The organism is Aureimonas sp. Leaf454, from assembly GCF_001424685.1.
Taxonomy (GTDB): Bacteria; Pseudomonadota; Alphaproteobacteria; order Rhizobiales; family Rhizobiaceae; genus Plantimonas.
On record NZ_LMQT01000010.1, the window covers coordinates 25,263 to 40,340 of the forward strand.

Here is a 15,078-nt window from a genome sequence, read left to right on the forward strand (position 1 = left end):
CTTTGGAGACCTTCCATGACGACCGAGATCGAGACGCCTGCCGTACTGGTCGACCTTGCGACGGTTCAGGCGAACATCCGCCGCTTTCAGGACCACGCCGCCGCCGCCGGCCTTCTCGCCCGGCCTCATGTGAAGACGCACAAGCTGCCGCAGATCGCGCGGCTGCAGATCGAGGCCGGCGCCATCGGCATCACCTGCCAGAAGATCGGCGAGGCAGAGGCACTGGTGGCGGCCGAACCGTCGATCCGAGACGTGCTCATCACCTACGACATCGTCGGGGCGGCGAAGTTGAAGCGGCTTCGCGGCCTTGCCGAAGCCGTTTCCCTGTCGGTCGTGGCCGACAGCGCTGCCGTCGTGGAGGGACTAACAGGCGCTTTCGCCGGTGCCGGGAGCCCCCTGCGCGTGCTCGTCGAGTGCGATACGGGTGGGCAGCGATGCGGTGTCCAGACGCCCGAAGCCGCACGCGATCTCGCGCTCGTCGTCGCGGCGTCGCCGGGTCTGCGCTTCGGGGGCCTGATGACCTATCCCAAGGCCGGCGGCGCGGCGCAGGCCGCTCGATTCCTCGGCGAGGCCAAGACGGTGATCGAAGCCGCGGGGCTCGCGGTCGAGACGGTCACGTCGGGCGGCACGCCCGACATCTGGCACGCCGAACGCGGAGGCATTCTGACGGAATACCGGCCGGGAACCTACGTCTACAACGACCGCTCCCTCGTCGCGCGCGGCGTTGCCGCCGTCGAGGACTGCGCTCTTACGGTCCTGGCGACGGTTGTCTCCGTGCCGACGCCGAATCGCGCCATCATCGATGCGGGAACGAAGATCCTGACCTCCGATCTCCTGGGCCTATCGGGACACGGCCTTGTCATCGGCCGCCCGGACATCGCGATCGACCAATTATCGGAGGAGCACGGCCGTCTGGTGAGCGCCGGGCCCATCGATCTCAGGGTTGGCGACCGCGTCTCGATCGTTCCGAACCATGCATGCGTTGTCACGAACATGGTCGATACCGTCCATGTCCGCATGCCCGATGCCACGGTGGAAGTTTGGCAGGTCGTTGCAAGAGGCCGATTGGTCTGACCGAGTAATATCGCTATCACTGCGGACCTCTTAAAGGTTCAGGTCGCTTCGCCCAAAAAGCAAGGTGCCGATACGCTTGCTCGAGTTCATATCGAGCATAGGCTGCACGGCGAAACAACAGGACAGGTGTCAGCTGTTTTTCTCTCACATGAAGAGAGTTGGTGAGGTTTGACGACCCTGTAGCCTCGTGAGGCCCCTATAAGAGAAACGATGGTTCAACACCCATCGCGTTTCTCGTCAAACGGTCGTGCTCCCTTCTCGCTGCGACGATGGATCAAGTGCCAGCACCCGATTCCAGCTGGAAGCGATAACGGTCCGAGCGAAAATGCAGGACGACGTATTCGACCGGAGATCCGTCCTTGTCGTGGGACCGGCGACGGACGATCAGAACAGCGCTTCCCTTTGCGACCTCCAGCTCGGCTGCCATTTCCTCGTCCACGATCGCAGCCTCGATGAACTCCTTGGCGCCCGCAATCCGCACGTCGCAATGCTCTCCAAGCCATGCATAGAGAGACCCCTCCTGCAGCTCTTGCTTCGAGGGTGGCTTGCGAGATTTCAGAAGCGTGGGCGAAAGCCAAGATACCGCAAGCCCGATCGGCACTTCGTCTGCCATCAGAAGCCTGCGAGACTGGAAGATTTGAGTGCCGAGCCGTACGCCGAACGCCTCCGCGACTTCCGGCGTCGCGCGCACCCGCCCCGCAGACAGTGTCTCGTAGGATGGCTTGAGCCCACGACGCTGCATATCATCGGCAAATCCAAGCATCTCGTTGACCGGCTGATCGACGCGCGTGCTCAGCACGATCGATCCCTTACCGGATTGGCGTATGATGAGCCCCTCTTGCTCCAACGCATCGAGCCCTGCGCGAGACGTCGCCCGGCTGATGCCGAACGTCTCGTTGAGCTTGGCCTCCGAAGGCAGCGCCTCGCCCGGTTTGAAGAGGCCATCGGCGATCGCGTTACGCAATCGCTCCGCCAACTGAAACCACAGCGGAAGGGGGCTAGACTTCGTAAGCGGATCGTACCAATGTTTGGTCATGACGTCCGAACGTCATGACATTTGTAGAGATTGTAGCTATCGTCTTGTTCGTGCATGGCAGCCTCTTGGTGGCGTCTTCCTAACCCGATGAGGGGGGCTGAACAATATGGGCGCGCTTGTCCGTCCTTGTGCCTGGTGTTGCAACGAAGCAAAGGAACATGCCCTTGGCTGACGCGATCAAACTCCTCTTCGCCGGCGAATCCTGGGTCACGCGAAGTCTCCACATCAAAGGCTTCGACTCCTTCGAGATGTCGTCCTACCATGAAGGTGGGACGGAGATGATTGCAGCGCTGCGCGCAGGTGGCGTCGACGTGACGTATCAACCGAGCCACGTTGCCGCCGACGCGTTTCCGTCGACCTCCTCGGAGCTTGGCGCCTACGACGTCGTCATCCTCTCCGACATCGGCGCCAATACTTTGCTCCTACCTGAGCGCACCGCCGTTCGTTCGGAGAGAACTGCGAACCGCCTCGAATTGATCGCCGAGTTCGTACGCGGCGGCGGCGGACTCCTGATGGTCGGGGGCTACCTGACGTTCCAAGGTATCCAAGCCAAGGGCAATTACTTTCAAAGCGCCATCGACGACGTTCTGCCCGTCTCGCTTCAAGCCTCCGACGACCGGAATGAGCAGCCGCAGGGAATCTTTCCCCACATCGACGATCCGGCGCATCCGATCCTGTCCGGATTGACCGACTGGCCGCACTTCCTCGGCTACAACAAGTCCATTCTACGTCCAGAGGCCCATGCCGTGGCGAGCTTCGGCGATCATCCCTTTATCGCAACGCGCGAGGTCAAGCGGGGGCGGAGCGCGATCTTCTCTTCCGACTGCGGACCGCATTGGGGGCCGCCCGCCTTCGTCTCGTGGGAGGGTTACCCGAAGCTATGGGTGAACATAGCAAACTGGCTCGCCAGGCGCTGACGAGAACGATCGTCCCGCTCGATGGGGCGATCCGACCGACGAGGATTTCCAGATCTCCAGCGGCATCCAGCCGCCATCGTGAAAGGGCCGACCGCATGCTCAGACCTTTTTCCCTCGCCGTCTCTTTCGCCGTACTTCTGGCAGGTGCCGCCCATGCACAGGAGACCTTGCCCGTTTCCGGCAAGACCTGTGCCGACCTTCTCGCGAGCTACGACAAACTGCCCTTCAAGGACATCCTGCCGCTTCCCGAAGGCCCGATCCTCGTCGGCGGCGAGGAGAAGCCCATAACGATCGGTTTCTCCCAGACTGCCTTCAACCATCCCTGGCGCGTGTCGATGCTGGAATCGCTGCAGGCGGAAGCTTGTCGTCATCAGAACGTCGAGCTCGTCGTTCTCGACGGCAATGTCGACGTCGCCAAGCAAAGCAACGACGTGCGCGATCTTCTCACGCGTGGTGTCAGCGCCATCCTGCTCAGCCCGGTGGAGTCGGCGGCCCTCGTTCCAGCGGCCCGTGCGGTCAACGACGCTGGCATACCCCTCGTCGTGATGGACCGAGACGTGCCAACGGCTAAGACGCTCTTCATCGGCCAGAGCAACGTGACCATGGCAGAACAGGTGGCTGAGCGCATGGCCCAAGACCTCGGCGGGAAAGGCAACATCGTCGTCATCACGGGGCTCAAGGGTTCTTCGGCCGCTGTCGACCGCGATAAGGGCATGAAGAACGTTCTGACAAAATACCCGGACATCAAGGTGCTGGCGACCGGCGACGGGCAGTGGATCCGCGAGCCCGCCGTCCCGCTGATGGAAGATTTTCTCACGGCTCAGTCCAACATCGCTGCCGTCTTTTCGCATGCGGAGGAGTCGTCCTGGGGCGCACAGCTCGCCGTTGCCCGCGCCAACCGCTGCGGCGACAAGATCCGCCATTACACGTTCGATGGCTCCAATGCGGGGTTCAAATCGGTCAAGGCGGGAACCTTCGGCGCTGACGGCAACTATACGCCCTTCATCGCCGACATTGGTCTTCGTGCGGCGCTCTACACGGTGATGGGTCAAGCGATCCCAGGTCAGGAAAGCTACGACCAGCCGGGCCAGAGGCTGCTCCTGCCGGACTCGCCGACTGTCGTCGCCGAAAATGCCGACGAATGGATCGGTCGTGGTTGGGGGGATTTCGAACCGACGCCGGATCCCTGCAAGTAGTCTCGCGACATGACCCGCGGCCGTCTCGCAAGCGGCCGCGTATCCTCTCCTCCGTAGAAGGTCAGCCTGCTTGATGACCAGTCCTCCTGCCCGTCTCGAGGTTCAGGGCCTGTGCAAGTCCTTCGACGGCAACACCGTCTTGTCCGACGTCGACCTCGTCGTCCGCGCCGGTGAGGTCCATGCGATCGTCGGCGAGAACGGGGCCGGCAAGTCGACGCTCATCAAGACGCTGGGTGGAATCCACCGGCCCGACGGTGGAACGATCGCGATCGACGGGGCTCTCGTCCAGCTGCGCTCGCCGCGCGATGCGATCGGTCGCGGCGTGATCGTCATTCACCAGGAACTGTCGCTTGCGCCGCATCTGACGGCTGCCGAAAACATCTTCCTTGGACATTATCCCCGCACGGCCATCGGGCTTGTGGACCGGCGGCGAATGCGCGCTTTTACGCGCGATCTCATCGAGCGCCTCGGCCTCTCGGTCGATCCGGACCGTCCCGTCGGCGAGTTGCCCATCGCGCAACAGCAGATGGTCGAGATTGCCAAGGCGATCTCTTTCGACGCGAGCGTTCTCATTCTCGACGAGCCGACGGCGGTTCTCGACGAGGGCATGGTCGCGATCCTGTTCCGTCTGATCGAGCGTCTGAAGGCGCAGGGCATCGCGATCGTCTTCATCTCCCACCATCTCGAGGAAATCTTCCGGATTGCGGACTGCGTGACGGTCCTGCGCGATGGGGTCCGGACGGGGACCGCATCGGTCCGCGACATCGACCAGGACTGGCTCGTCGAGCACATGATCGGGCGCGGCTTCCCCGTCCATTCGGGAACGGCCAGACGGGGCGGCCTGCCGGCGCTCGAGGTCGAGGACCTCACCGTTGCCGGTGTCTTCGAAAAGGTGTCCTTCACGGCTCGCCGGGGCGAGATCGTCGGGCTTGCGGGCCTCGTTGGCGCAGGTCGGACGGAGGTGGCCGAAGCCATTCTCGGTATCCGACGCACGAGCGCCGGGACGATCCGGCTCTTCGGCAAGACCGTGCGCATATCTGGCCCGGGCGCCGCTGCTCGACACGGGATCGCCTATGTCAGCGAGGACCGCAAAGCGCTCGGCCTGCTGCCGAACCGGCCCGTGCGCGAGAACGTCGTCGTCTCGGCGCTGTCGCGCTTTCGCCGCTTGGGGCTCCTTCGTCCCTCGATGGAGCGTCGTCACGTCGCCGAACTGATCCGGCGGCTGGATATCCGCCTCTCCGGCATGGAAACCGAGATCCGCCTCCTCAGCGGCGGCAACCAGCAGAAGGCCCTCATTGCTCGCGCGCTCAGCGTCGAGCCGCGCATTCTGATCTTCGACGAGCCCACCCGCGGCGTCGATATCGGTGCCAAGGGCGAGATTTACGCCCTCATCGAGGAGCTCGTCGCCGACGGCATGTGCGTGATCCTCATCTCGTCCGAGATGGAGGAAATACTGCGCCTGTCGGACCGCGTCGTCGTCCTGCGCCGGGGACGGGTGGCCGCTACGCTGTCGCGTGAGGACGCCACTGAAGCCAGTATAATGAGGGCAGCCGCTATCGCGGCCTGACGACGGATGAGCGCGACCATGCAGAACGTTGCCAGCAGACCGAGGATCAACGGCAGGTCCTTCATGAGAGCCTGGCGCAGGGTTGGCGTTCTTGCCGCCCTCGTCGTCCTCGTTATTGCCGCGTCCTTTTTGTCGGACCGCTTCCTCACGCTAGCGAACCTCCTCAACGTCCTGCGGCAAATCGCGATCGTCGGGATCTTGGCCATCGGCATGACCTTCGTCATCCTGACGCGTGGCATCGACCTGTCGGTCGGCTCGATCCTCGGCGTTTCCGTTGTCCTCTATGCCGGCTTCCTCGAAGGCCAGCCGATGGCCGTCGCGATCCCGCTGGGTCTCGGGGCTGCGATTCTGGCTGGCCTCGTCAACGGCCTCGGCGTCGCCGTCGCGGGCATCCCGCCCTTCATCATGACGCTCGGCATGCTGTCCTTCGCGCGAGGCCTTTGCTTCATCTACACGGGCGGCACGCCGATCCCGATCCTCAACGAGTCCTTCTACGACCTCGGCAACGGCTACCTTCTCGGCGTTCCAATTCCATCCCTGATTCTCCTCGCCCTCTTGGTCGTCTGCGCCGTCGTGCTGACACGTACGCCCTTCGGCCGCAGTCTCTACGCGATCGGCTCCAACGAGGACGCCGCGCGCCTGTCGGGCGTACCGGTGCGCGCCTACACGACGGCGGTCTACGTCATCTCCGGGGCGGTGTCGGGTCTGGCCGGCCTTGTCTACGCGTCGCAGCTCTCGATCGGAACGCCCATCGCCGGCCAGGGCTACGAGCTCGATGCCATCGCGGCGGTGGTGGTCGGCGGCACCTCGCTCTTTGGCGGGGTCGGCAGCGTCTGGGGTACGTTTCTCGGAACGCTGATCATCGGCGTCCTCGCCAACATCCTCAATCTCACGGGCGTCGATCCCTTCGTCCAGCAGCTCTTCAAGGGCGCGCTGATCGTAATCGCGGTCTACCTGATGTCGCGCAAGGGGCGCGCATGAGCGCCGCCCTCGACACACCGATGCCGCAGGACGCGATCAAGCGCGTCCTCGACGACGTCCGCAAGGGCGCCATGGCGCTGCGTCCGCTCGTCGACCGGCACGTCACCGCCGAGCGCGTGACACGCTACCTTGTCGCACTCGCCGAGACCCCGGCGCCGTCGACCTGCGCAAGCGCCCTGCGCACGCCCGTGCTGCGGGAGCTCCTTCACGCTGACGGCGCCCTTTCGAGCGGACACCTCCTGCTGGAGCCGAACTTCGGCAACACGGGGAGCACCGTCCTCACCTCCGGCGCAGCTACGACGGAGAAGGCGCTCTGGTACTTCGCCCATCTCGACACGATCAGCTATCTTGTCCAGCCGTTCGACGGACGCCGTCATCCGCTGGTACCCTTCTGCTACCATCTGACGGAAAACGGCCGCCGCGCAGCCCAAGTCTACCGCTTCGATCTCGCAACCGGGCGCTATGCGATCGCCGCCGAGGGATGGCTGCAATCAGAGGCAGGCGCTGCCTTCTTCGCGGCGGAGGACGCTGGCCTGCGGCTGCGCGCCGGCGATCGGGTCGTACCCGTCGCGCGCTGCCTGCCGGGGCCGGACGGGGTGTGGACCGGCCATTTCGACAATGCCGGCGGCGTGGCGGCCCTCGCCGTCGCCGCCCCCGTTCTCGCCGAAGCCGGCATCGAGGCGCTCATCGCCTTTCCCGACGAGGAGGAAGGGCCGCACGGAACGGGAAGCCAGGTCATGGGGCGCGGCGGATCGCGCATCGTCTCGCGGCTCTCCCCACCGGACCTCGCCGTCGTGGCCGACATGCAGCAGGCCGGCGGTGAAATGCTTGCGCAAGCGGGACCTTCGAACTCCACCCGTATCGGCAACGGCGCCGTTCTCAGCGAGTTCTCGAGCCTGGCGCGTGGCGCCGTGACTCCCCCGCCCCTTTACGCACTTGCCCGCCACCTGTGTGGTCTTCTTCCGGAGCTCGGCGTGGGCATCCAGGAATCCAACAACGCCTATACTTCGCGCAGCGACGACGTGAGCGTTCTCCTTAAAACGCCGAATATTCTTCTGTTCGGCTTTCCCGGCTTCGACCGCCACTTCGACCGTGCCGAGCCCCGTGCGGCCATATCGGATATCGTCGACCTCTCGAAGGCGCTCGTCTACGCGTCTCTCCTCCGCCCCGCTCTGCCGTTGATCGCGGGAGCCGGCCGATGATCGACATCGCGACGGTCGGCTGGCTGACCATGGACGACATCGTCCTGACCGACGGGAGCTGCAGCCTCGGCGTGCCCGGCGGCGGCGCGCTTTACTCGGCCATCGGCGCCTCGCTCTGGAGCTCGTCCGTCGGCATCCACTCCGCTGCCGGCCATCCGCATCACGAGGAGACTTGCCGGAGGGTGCGCGCGCGCGGCATCGACATCGCCGGCATCTCTCGAAGCGCGGGACACGGCCTGGAGCTCTGGCTCCTGCACGAGAATGAAGTCCACAAGCAGCAGGTGCCCAAGCTCACATCCGGGAGCGCTCTGGATCTGGACGTTGAGCGCGGGGACCTGCCGCTCAGCTATGCCGAGGCCCGCGGCTTCCACATCGCGCCGCAGGGGCCCGCGAGCTCCCGGCTGAATGCCGCCCGGCTCTCCGGCCTTCCCTCGCGGCCGATCGTGACGATGGACATTCTCTCGGATCGGTTCATCGACGCCTCCCTCTACGAGGACCTGTCGTTCCTCGGTGACCTGACCGCCTTTCTGCCGAGCGAATCGGAGATCCGGCGTATTTGGCACCCGGCCAGCCTCGAAGGCTTTCTGACCGAGAATGCCGTTCGCCATCAATGCCACATGGCGGCAAAGCTCGGAGAGCGCGGTGTCCTTCTCGCCGAAGCCGGAACCGGTACGCTGACCCACGTCCCGGCTTGGCCGGCAGCTGTCGCGGATACGACCGGCGCCGGCGACGGCTTCTGTGGTGGCTTCGTCGCGGCCCTCGTGGCCGGTCACCCGCTTGCCCTTGCCGGCGCGATGGGCACGGTCTCGGCATCCTACGTCGTCGAGGCGACCGGAGCGCTTGCGACCGCCCAGCCGGACAAGACCGACCTCGCCGCCCGTCTCGCACATGTCGAGGCCGGCATCCGTCCTGTCCGCTGACGCCCCTCCCGACCGGAAAACCGCATGTCCATCTCAGCCGTCCGCCACTCCGCCCTCGATACGATCTTCGGTGTCCCAAAACCCCTCATCGGCGACATCCACCTTCCGCCGCTGCCCGGCACGCCGCGCTCACGCGGCGAGAGCATGGCGACCATCATCGAGCGCGCCTGCCGGGACGCAGAGGCCTTCGCAAAGGGCGGCATGGACGGGGTGATCGTCGAGAACCACGGTGACATTCCCTTTTTGAAACCGGCCGATATCGGTCTGGAAATCGTTGCCGCGATGGCCGTCGTCGCAGCAGCCGTGCGTGAGGCCTGCGGCCTGCCGATGGGTATCAACGTTCTTGCCAACGGTGCGGTGGCCGGGCTGGCCGTCGCCAGAGCCTCAAACGCGCGCTTCATCCGCGTCAACCAATGGGTCAACGCCTATGTCGCAAACGAGGGTGTGATCGATGGCGAGAGCGCGCGTGCATTGCGCTTTCGGCGGCAGATCGATGCGCAGGATGTCGCGATCTTCGCCGATGTCCACGTGAAGCACGGTTCTCATGCGATCGTCGGGGACCGTCCTGTTTCCGAGCAGGCCTCCGACGTCGAGTTCGCCGAGGCCGACGTCGCGATCGCGACTGGCAATCGAACGGGGGACGCGGTTCCAGAGAGCGAAATCGGTGCCGTCCGAAGCGGCACGCGCCTCCCCGTGATCGCAGGAAGCGGAGTGACAACGGACAATGCCCGGCAAATCCTTGGCGCGCTGGACGGCGCCATCGTCGGCTCAAGCCTGAAGGAAGGCGGGGTCTGGTGGAACGCGGTCGAGCTGGCTCGCGTGCGGGCTTTGGCGGAAGCGGTCAAGCCGCTGAGGGAACGGGGCTAATGCGCAGGGCTCCGCGTGAACTCGGGAAGTCGACATGGTGACGCCGGATCTCACCCGCCTTTATGCCGAGAGCGACGCCCTCGGCCTTGCAGCCCTCGTATGCGCAGGCGAGGTCGGCGCGCGTGAACTGGCTGAAACTGCGATCGCGGCCATTGAGACACTCGACAGTGCGCTCAATGCGGTTCCTCCCCCGCTCCGCCTCTTCGATCTCGCACGCGCCGCCGCGGACGCACCCTCAAAAGGTCCGTTTGCGGGCGTTCCCTTCCTCCTCAAGAACATTGGGTCGATGTGGAAGGGAACCCCGCTCACCAACGGCTACGGCTATCTCGCCGACTTCGTCTGTGCGGACGATACGGAGCTGTCGCACCGGATCCGGCGAGCCGGCTTCAACCTCCTCGGCCGAACCAACACGCCGGAAGGCGGCTGGTCGCTCGGCACCGAGCCGCGCCTCTACGGGCCGACGCGCAACCCCTACGATCCCCGGCACACACCCGGCGGATCAAGCGGCGGCGCGGCGGCGGCCGTCGCCGCACGTATTGTGCCGATCGCCGAGGCGTCCGACGGGGGCGGTTCGATCCGGGGACCCGCCTCGTGCTGCGGTCTTGTTGGGCTCAAGCCCTCGCGCGGGCGGATCACGTACGGGGCTGAGGTGCCGGACCTTTGGTTCGGCAGCATCGCGACCTTCTGCGTCACGCGCACGGTTCGCGATACGGCGGCCTATCTGGACGCCGTTGCGGGTGATGCGCCGGGAGACCCCTATCGCCTTCCTTGTCCTGAAACGAGTTGGCTAACAGGCATCGAGCGCCCGCCAGTGCGGCTGAAGATTGGCTTCACACGGGCGGCGCCCTGGGACGAGCCCGTCTCGCCCATTGTCCTAGCCCACATGGAGGCGACGATGTCGCTCCTCGCCTCTATGGGACACGATCTTGAGGAATACGATCTCAAGACAGATCTCCGACAGGCCTGGCGAAATTATACACGCATCACCGCAGTCGAAACCGCGGCCGACTTCCGTCGGCTGGAACCAGTCATAGGACAGCCCGTCGACCTTGCCGCACTCGCTCCTGTTAACGCAGCTCTTATCGAGCGGGGTCGAACCCTCTCGGCTGTCGACTATACCGACCACGTCGCAGCCGTACGCAAGGCGGGCCAGGAGATCGCACGTGAGCTCGACGCCTTCGACGTCTTCCTGACGCCCACGTTGACGCAGCCGCCGCGTCCCATCGGTTTTTGGTCGATGGAAAACACAGATCTTGACGGATACCTCGACCTTTGGGCTGAGGGTGGGTACCTCTTCGCCTGCAACATCTCCGGCTTGCCAGCGGTCTCCGTGCCTAGTGCGATTGCAGTCGGCTCGCTGCCGATTGGGATGCAGATGATCGGGCGGCACTCCGATGAAGCGGGCCTTCTCTCTCTGGCACAGGCCTTGGAGTATGCGCTTCGCTGGGATTTACGACGGCCGCCAATCTGCCTCGCTTAAGCTTAACTCGCACAACGCAGTCCGCATCATGCTGTGCGAAGAGACAGGTTGCTCAAACTTCGTTTACGGCAGATCCGGGCCGAAAGCGGTCTGTCTGCTTTCCGTACGCCGTCGCTGATAGTGGCCATTCAGCTTTCGACCCCTTGCGGCCGTTTTGCTTCCTACGCTCGCTGTCGAAACCTGCCGTCCGTTCCCCTTTAGACGAGCACGAACCACCAAGTGTCTGTCAACGGTATGACTTAGCGGTACGCGTGTGCCATGATTGCGAGGATGAAGACTGGACGAAATGATCTGTGCCCGTGCGGGAGCGGCAAGAAGTTCAAGACGTGCTGTCTATTTGCCACCAAACTAGGTGCGCGGCGCGCGCCTACGCCTGAACGCCATCCCGCCTTGTTGGCGTCCGCGCAAGCCATGCTACGACATCATCAGGCCGCGGAGAACGTGCGCCAGCAGCAGCAAGGCCACGGCAACCCCATCGTGTCATGGATGGATGAGACGAACGGCTTCCGGTTCGTGGCGGTGAAGCAGACGGTCTACTGGGGAAAGAACTGGGTCATCTTCCCCAACTTTCTGGACCACTTCATGAAGAGTACGCTCGGCCATGAATGGGGCGAGAGCGAACGCGGCAAGGGGCAGCATCCGCTCTTCCGCTGGCTGCAAAAGACTCAAGCGTACAGCAGCCACAAGCCCGGCGAGCCGAAGGTGAAGACCATTGTGATGATGGGCTTCATCGCGTGCTGGCTACATCTGGCCTACGCGCTTTACCTGATCGCCCACCACGACGAGATTCCGCAGCCAATGCTTAAGCGGCTGCGGAATCCTATCAACTTCATGCCCGCCTATTACGAGGCGATCGTAGGCGCGGCCTTGGCTGTTGCGGGCCTGGAGATTTCCTGCGCTGAAACGCAGGCCGGATCGACGCCAACGCCGGAGTTCAGGGCGAAGTCCAAGGTGTCGGGAAAGACTTACGAGGTCGAAGCTAAGCGCAAAAACGGCTGGAAGGCTCCGACGGGCGATGTGCTGAACGCCGGGTTTCAGCGCGAGTTGCATGGCTATGTGCGTGACCAGATTTACAATGCGTCGAAGAAGAAGCTCACGAATCCGGTCTATTGGTTTGAGCTGAGCATCCCCACCATGATGGCCGAAGCCGACTGGCGCGCCGTCGCCGAAAAGGCTGAAGCTGCAATCCGCGATGCGGAGAAAAGCATGACGGTAGACGGTCAGCCGATCGCGCCCGCCTATGTCATCATTACCAATCACACGTTCCTCGCCGACGAGGACGTGACGGGCCAACCGTGCTTTGGCTTCCTGCAAACCATCAAGATAGATGACTACCCCTTCGGGCGGCCATTGGAGCTCGAGGCCGCGCTTGAGGGCTACGATAAGCACCGCGACATCTTCTGGCTTATGGAAGCGTGGAGGACGGCCAGCACCGTGCCCACAACCTTCGACGGCTCGCCGCCTGAGTTGCTCGACAGCGACGGCAAACCGCAGCGCACGGTCAAGATCGGTGACATGATCGAAGTGCCCGACATGGACGGCGAAACCGTCCGCGCGACAGTGGAAGAAATCAGTTCGTGGGGCGACGACAAAGCCATGCTCGTGGTTGGCGCGAATGGTCGCCACTGGCTCGTGGAAATGCCGCTGACAGCGGGCGAAGCGCAAGCCGCGCGCCGCTTTACGGATGCGGTGTTCGGCAAAGACAACGCTTCGCGAAGCGTACACGATGACGATCCCTTCGATCTCTACGACTGGCTGTTGAAGGCGCATGCCAACATGACGCAAGAACAGGTGGATGATTTCTTCGAGCGAAATCCCACCGTCGACTACTACAAAGACCTGCCACTAAAAGAAGCTCGCGTTCGAGTTGCTCGCGAATATACGAAGTGGACATGGATGCGCACTCAGCAGGACAAGGCCGCTAAGTCGCTGCAAGCCACCGGCCTAAACGAAACGGCGTCTTGAACGTCAGCTATCTCGGCATCACTACCTGAAAGCCGCATTTCCCCTTTCCACCCTGCCTTGCTGCCGGAACGGCCGCGGGAATGCTCCGAAGCGGCCGCTCCTTCGAAGAAGGCAGCGCGGACTGCTAGATTTCAGTGCTTTCTGCGAGTGCCAGGGCATCCTCTACATCAACACCGAGGTAGCGAACCGTGCTCTCGATCTTGGTGTGTCCAAGAAGGATTTGCACGGCCCGAAGGTTGCCGGTTGCCTTGTAGATGATCGATGCCTTCGTCCTTCGCAGCGAATGGGTACCATAGTCCTCTTTTCGAAGGCCGATTCCCGTTACCCATTCATCGACGAGGCGGGCGTACTGGCGAGTGCTCAAATGAGCTGAATGATCAATGCGGCTCGGGAAGGCGTAGTCGTCGATAGTCCCGCCGCGACGCTCCAACCATGAAAGAAGGCTTCCTCGCGCCGCCTCCAAGAGCTCGAACTGCACAGGACGCTTCGTTTTACGTTGCACGACAATGGCCCTGGCCCGGATGCGCCCGCCCGACACGAGGTCACCGATCTTGACCTTGACGACGTCACACCCGCGCAGTTTGCTGTCGATGGCAAGATCGAACAGCGCCCGGTCGCGCAACCGGCCTTCGTGATCAAGCCAGAAGCGGATCGCCCAAACCTGCGGTGCCTTCAGCGCACGTTTCGCCCCGACTATCCTTCCGGCGTTCCAAGCTTTCCGGTCGCCAAAGACTGGATCAAACTGTGAATGTCCCATGGTCGTTCTCCCACGGCCGAAATGGCCGAAGGGAGAACTGATTTCAGTTTTGGATTGGCTCTTCCGCGCTGACCGGCAGCGACCCATCAGCGTCATAACCGAGGGATATGGTGTCACCCAGAAGCAGCCATTCGAACCTATGTTGCAGCGCTGAGAACGAGGATGCTGGTTTGCTCATCCGGAGGTCTTCACGCGATCGCCCGATAGCCTGGACGCCCAGTCTTCCACGGTGTTTGATCGGAGCCGCCGCAGGGCGTGCTCTCGCCACCCCTCTGCCAGCCGCTCGACATCGGCCAGCCTGGCGAGTTCATCGCGGTTGAGGGTGTCGACGTAGAACAGGTGCCAGACCCGCTCGACCGTCCACTCCGGCGAGTGGCGATGGACGAGCGTCAGCCGATCGCCCGGACCTACAATCCCTTCTTCAAGAACGCGGTAGTACCATCCTGTCCGCCCCGTCCATTGAACACGCTTGGCCGTGTCCGCGAGACCAAACCGCTCGTTCAACTTCCAGCAGGGTTGCCGTCCCTGACTGATCTCGATCTGCGCAGTTCCGATCTCGAAGACGTCGCCGATCGCGACGTCCTCTTCCGTGATGCCGAGCGTCGAGATGTTCTCTCCGAAAGCTCCGGGGTAATCGAGCAGAGGCTGCGGTCCGACGTCGCTCTGCCAAGCAGCATAGTGATCCATCGGATAATGATGGACCGCCTTCTCCGGTCCCCCGTGCCGCAGCGTGTCGCCCTGCGCGTCGCCTTCAAAACCCGTTTTGCGGAGGAGGATAGGCCCCGCCACCTGTGCCTTCGCGATCCCGCTCGGCACGGCACGAGGTCCGAGCGGCTGCATCGGACCTGTCAGAAGTGCCTCGAGACGGACCGGCGTCATGTCCGTTCCTCTAGCCCGTCCAGCCAGTCGGTCAGCATCGCCCGCGACGCAGCCCTCAGGGCGCGGCCAAGACGAAGCCCGTCTGCCCGTAGGGTTCGGGGATCGATGCCGGCGGCGGAGAGTTCAGCGGCATGCGGTCGTGTCCCGGGACGTGGTGTAGGAAGCGGCCCCTAAGGAGGTGGCCATCACCGATCTTCGGTTAGGGTTCGCATGCGAACTCGAACCTGGAGCCTAAGA

The 15,078-nt window shown here is 63.6% G+C and carries 13 protein-coding genes; 10 read left to right on the forward strand and 3 right to left on the reverse strand.

What is annotated here, in order from left to right; translation table 11 throughout:
* Positions 1–15 precede the first annotated feature (15 nt).
* Positions 16–1,074 (forward strand): D-TA family PLP-dependent enzyme, encoded by a 1,059-nt coding sequence (locus ASG43_RS08450; protein WP_056503103.1) that lies wholly within the window; start codon positions 16–18, stop codon positions 1,072–1,074.
* A gap of 274 nt (positions 1,075–1,348) precedes the next feature.
* On the opposite strand, the gene ASG43_RS08455 is transcribed toward ASG43_RS08450, so the two are convergent.
* Entirely contained in the window at positions 1,349–2,110 is a 762-nt protein-coding gene (locus ASG43_RS08455; RefSeq protein WP_056503104.1) for a GntR family transcriptional regulator, read from the reverse strand.
* Positions 2,111–2,268: 158 nt separating this feature from the next.
* Between ASG43_RS08455 and ASG43_RS08460 the strand changes: the two genes are divergently transcribed.
* The 9 genes from ASG43_RS08460 to ASG43_RS08500 all read left to right on the forward strand — a co-directional run bounded on the left by ASG43_RS08460 (position 2,269) and on the right by ASG43_RS08500 (position 13,205).
* A complete protein-coding gene (locus tag ASG43_RS08460) occupies positions 2,269–3,027 on the forward strand; it encodes a glutamine amidotransferase (protein WP_056503107.1) in 759 nt (252 codons plus the stop codon).
* Positions 3,028–3,122: 95 nt separating this feature from the next.
* Positions 3,123–4,223, forward strand: coding sequence for a substrate-binding domain-containing protein (locus ASG43_RS08465; RefSeq protein ID WP_056503108.1), 1,101 nt, complete (start codon positions 3,123–3,125; stop codon positions 4,221–4,223).
* 73 nt (positions 4,224–4,296) lie between these two features.
* Positions 4,297–5,790 (forward strand): sugar ABC transporter ATP-binding protein, encoded by a 1,494-nt coding sequence (locus tag ASG43_RS08470; RefSeq protein WP_056503111.1) that lies wholly within the window; start codon positions 4,297–4,299, stop codon positions 5,788–5,790.
* Positions 5,791–5,853: 63 nt separating this feature from the next.
* Positions 5,854–6,771, forward strand: coding sequence for an ABC transporter permease (locus tag ASG43_RS08475; RefSeq protein ID WP_056503142.1), 918 nt, complete (start codon positions 5,854–5,856; stop codon positions 6,769–6,771).
* On the forward strand, positions 6,768–7,973 hold the full coding sequence (locus tag ASG43_RS08480; protein WP_156386596.1) for a hypothetical protein: 1,206 nt from the start codon (positions 6,768–6,770) through the stop codon (positions 7,971–7,973). The genes ASG43_RS08475 and ASG43_RS08480 overlap by 4 nt, the downstream gene beginning before the upstream one ends.
* Entirely contained in the window at positions 7,970–8,893 is a 924-nt protein-coding gene (locus tag ASG43_RS08485) for a PfkB family carbohydrate kinase (protein ID WP_056503116.1), read from the forward strand. The genes ASG43_RS08480 and ASG43_RS08485 overlap by 4 nt, the downstream gene beginning before the upstream one ends.
* 24 nt (positions 8,894–8,917) lie before the next feature.
* Positions 8,918–9,760, forward strand: coding sequence for a BtpA/SgcQ family protein (locus ASG43_RS08490; protein WP_056503118.1), 843 nt, complete (start codon positions 8,918–8,920; stop codon positions 9,758–9,760).
* 34 nt (positions 9,761–9,794) lie between these two features.
* Complete coding sequence (locus ASG43_RS08495) at positions 9,795–11,240, forward strand: amidase (RefSeq protein ID WP_056503121.1); 1,446 nt, start codon at positions 9,795–9,797, stop codon at positions 11,238–11,240.
* A 270-nt stretch (positions 11,241–11,510) separates the two neighbouring features.
* A complete protein-coding gene (locus ASG43_RS08500) occupies positions 11,511–13,205 on the forward strand; it encodes an SEC-C domain-containing protein (protein ID WP_082490761.1) in 1,695 nt (564 codons plus the stop codon).
* A 124-nt stretch (positions 13,206–13,329) separates the two neighbouring features.
* Here ASG43_RS08500 and ASG43_RS08505 read toward each other — a convergent pair whose 3' ends face one another.
* On the reverse strand, positions 13,330–13,962 hold the full coding sequence (locus tag ASG43_RS08505; protein WP_056503127.1) for a tyrosine-type recombinase/integrase: 633 nt from the start codon (positions 13,960–13,962) through the stop codon (positions 13,330–13,332).
* 174 nt (positions 13,963–14,136) lie between these two features.
* Positions 14,137–14,841 (reverse strand): MOSC domain-containing protein, encoded by a 705-nt coding sequence (locus ASG43_RS08510; RefSeq protein ID WP_056503129.1) that lies wholly within the window; start codon positions 14,839–14,841, stop codon positions 14,137–14,139.
* Positions 14,842–15,078 lie beyond the last annotated feature (237 nt).

What these genes read in the sequence shown, in the direction of transcription:
- ASG43_RS08460 (WP_056503107.1), top strand. Translation starts at nt 2,269, where the DNA reads ATGCCCTTGGCTGACGCGATCAAACTCCTCTTCGCCGGCGAATCCTGG.
- ASG43_RS08485 (WP_056503116.1), top strand. Translation starts at nt 7,970, where the DNA reads ATGATCGACATCGCGACGGTCGGCTGGCTGACCATGGACGACATCGTC.
- ASG43_RS08510 (WP_056503129.1), bottom strand. Translation starts at nt 14,841, where the DNA reads ATGACGCCGGTCCGTCTCGAGGCACTTCTGACAGGTCCGATGCAGCCG.
- ASG43_RS08500 (WP_082490761.1), top strand. Translation starts at nt 11,511, where the DNA reads ATGAAGACTGGACGAAATGATCTGTGCCCGTGCGGGAGCGGCAAGAAG.
- ASG43_RS08470 (WP_056503111.1), top strand. Translation starts at nt 4,297, where the DNA reads ATGACCAGTCCTCCTGCCCGTCTCGAGGTTCAGGGCCTGTGCAAGTCC.
- ASG43_RS08480 (WP_156386596.1), top strand. Translation starts at nt 6,768, where the DNA reads ATGAGCGCCGCCCTCGACACACCGATGCCGCAGGACGCGATCAAGCGC.
- ASG43_RS08450 (WP_056503103.1), top strand. Translation starts at nt 16, where the DNA reads ATGACGACCGAGATCGAGACGCCTGCCGTACTGGTCGACCTTGCGACG.
- ASG43_RS08465 (WP_056503108.1), top strand. Translation starts at nt 3,123, where the DNA reads ATGCTCAGACCTTTTTCCCTCGCCGTCTCTTTCGCCGTACTTCTGGCA.
- ASG43_RS08495 (WP_056503121.1), top strand. Translation starts at nt 9,795, where the DNA reads ATGGTGACGCCGGATCTCACCCGCCTTTATGCCGAGAGCGACGCCCTC.
- ASG43_RS08505 (WP_056503127.1), bottom strand. Translation starts at nt 13,962, where the DNA reads ATGGGACATTCACAGTTTGATCCAGTCTTTGGCGACCGGAAAGCTTGG.
- ASG43_RS08475 (WP_056503142.1), top strand. Translation starts at nt 5,854, where the DNA reads ATGAGAGCCTGGCGCAGGGTTGGCGTTCTTGCCGCCCTCGTCGTCCTC.
- ASG43_RS08490 (WP_056503118.1), top strand. Translation starts at nt 8,918, where the DNA reads ATGTCCATCTCAGCCGTCCGCCACTCCGCCCTCGATACGATCTTCGGT.
- ASG43_RS08455 (WP_056503104.1), bottom strand. Translation starts at nt 2,110, where the DNA reads ATGACCAAACATTGGTACGATCCGCTTACGAAGTCTAGCCCCCTTCCG.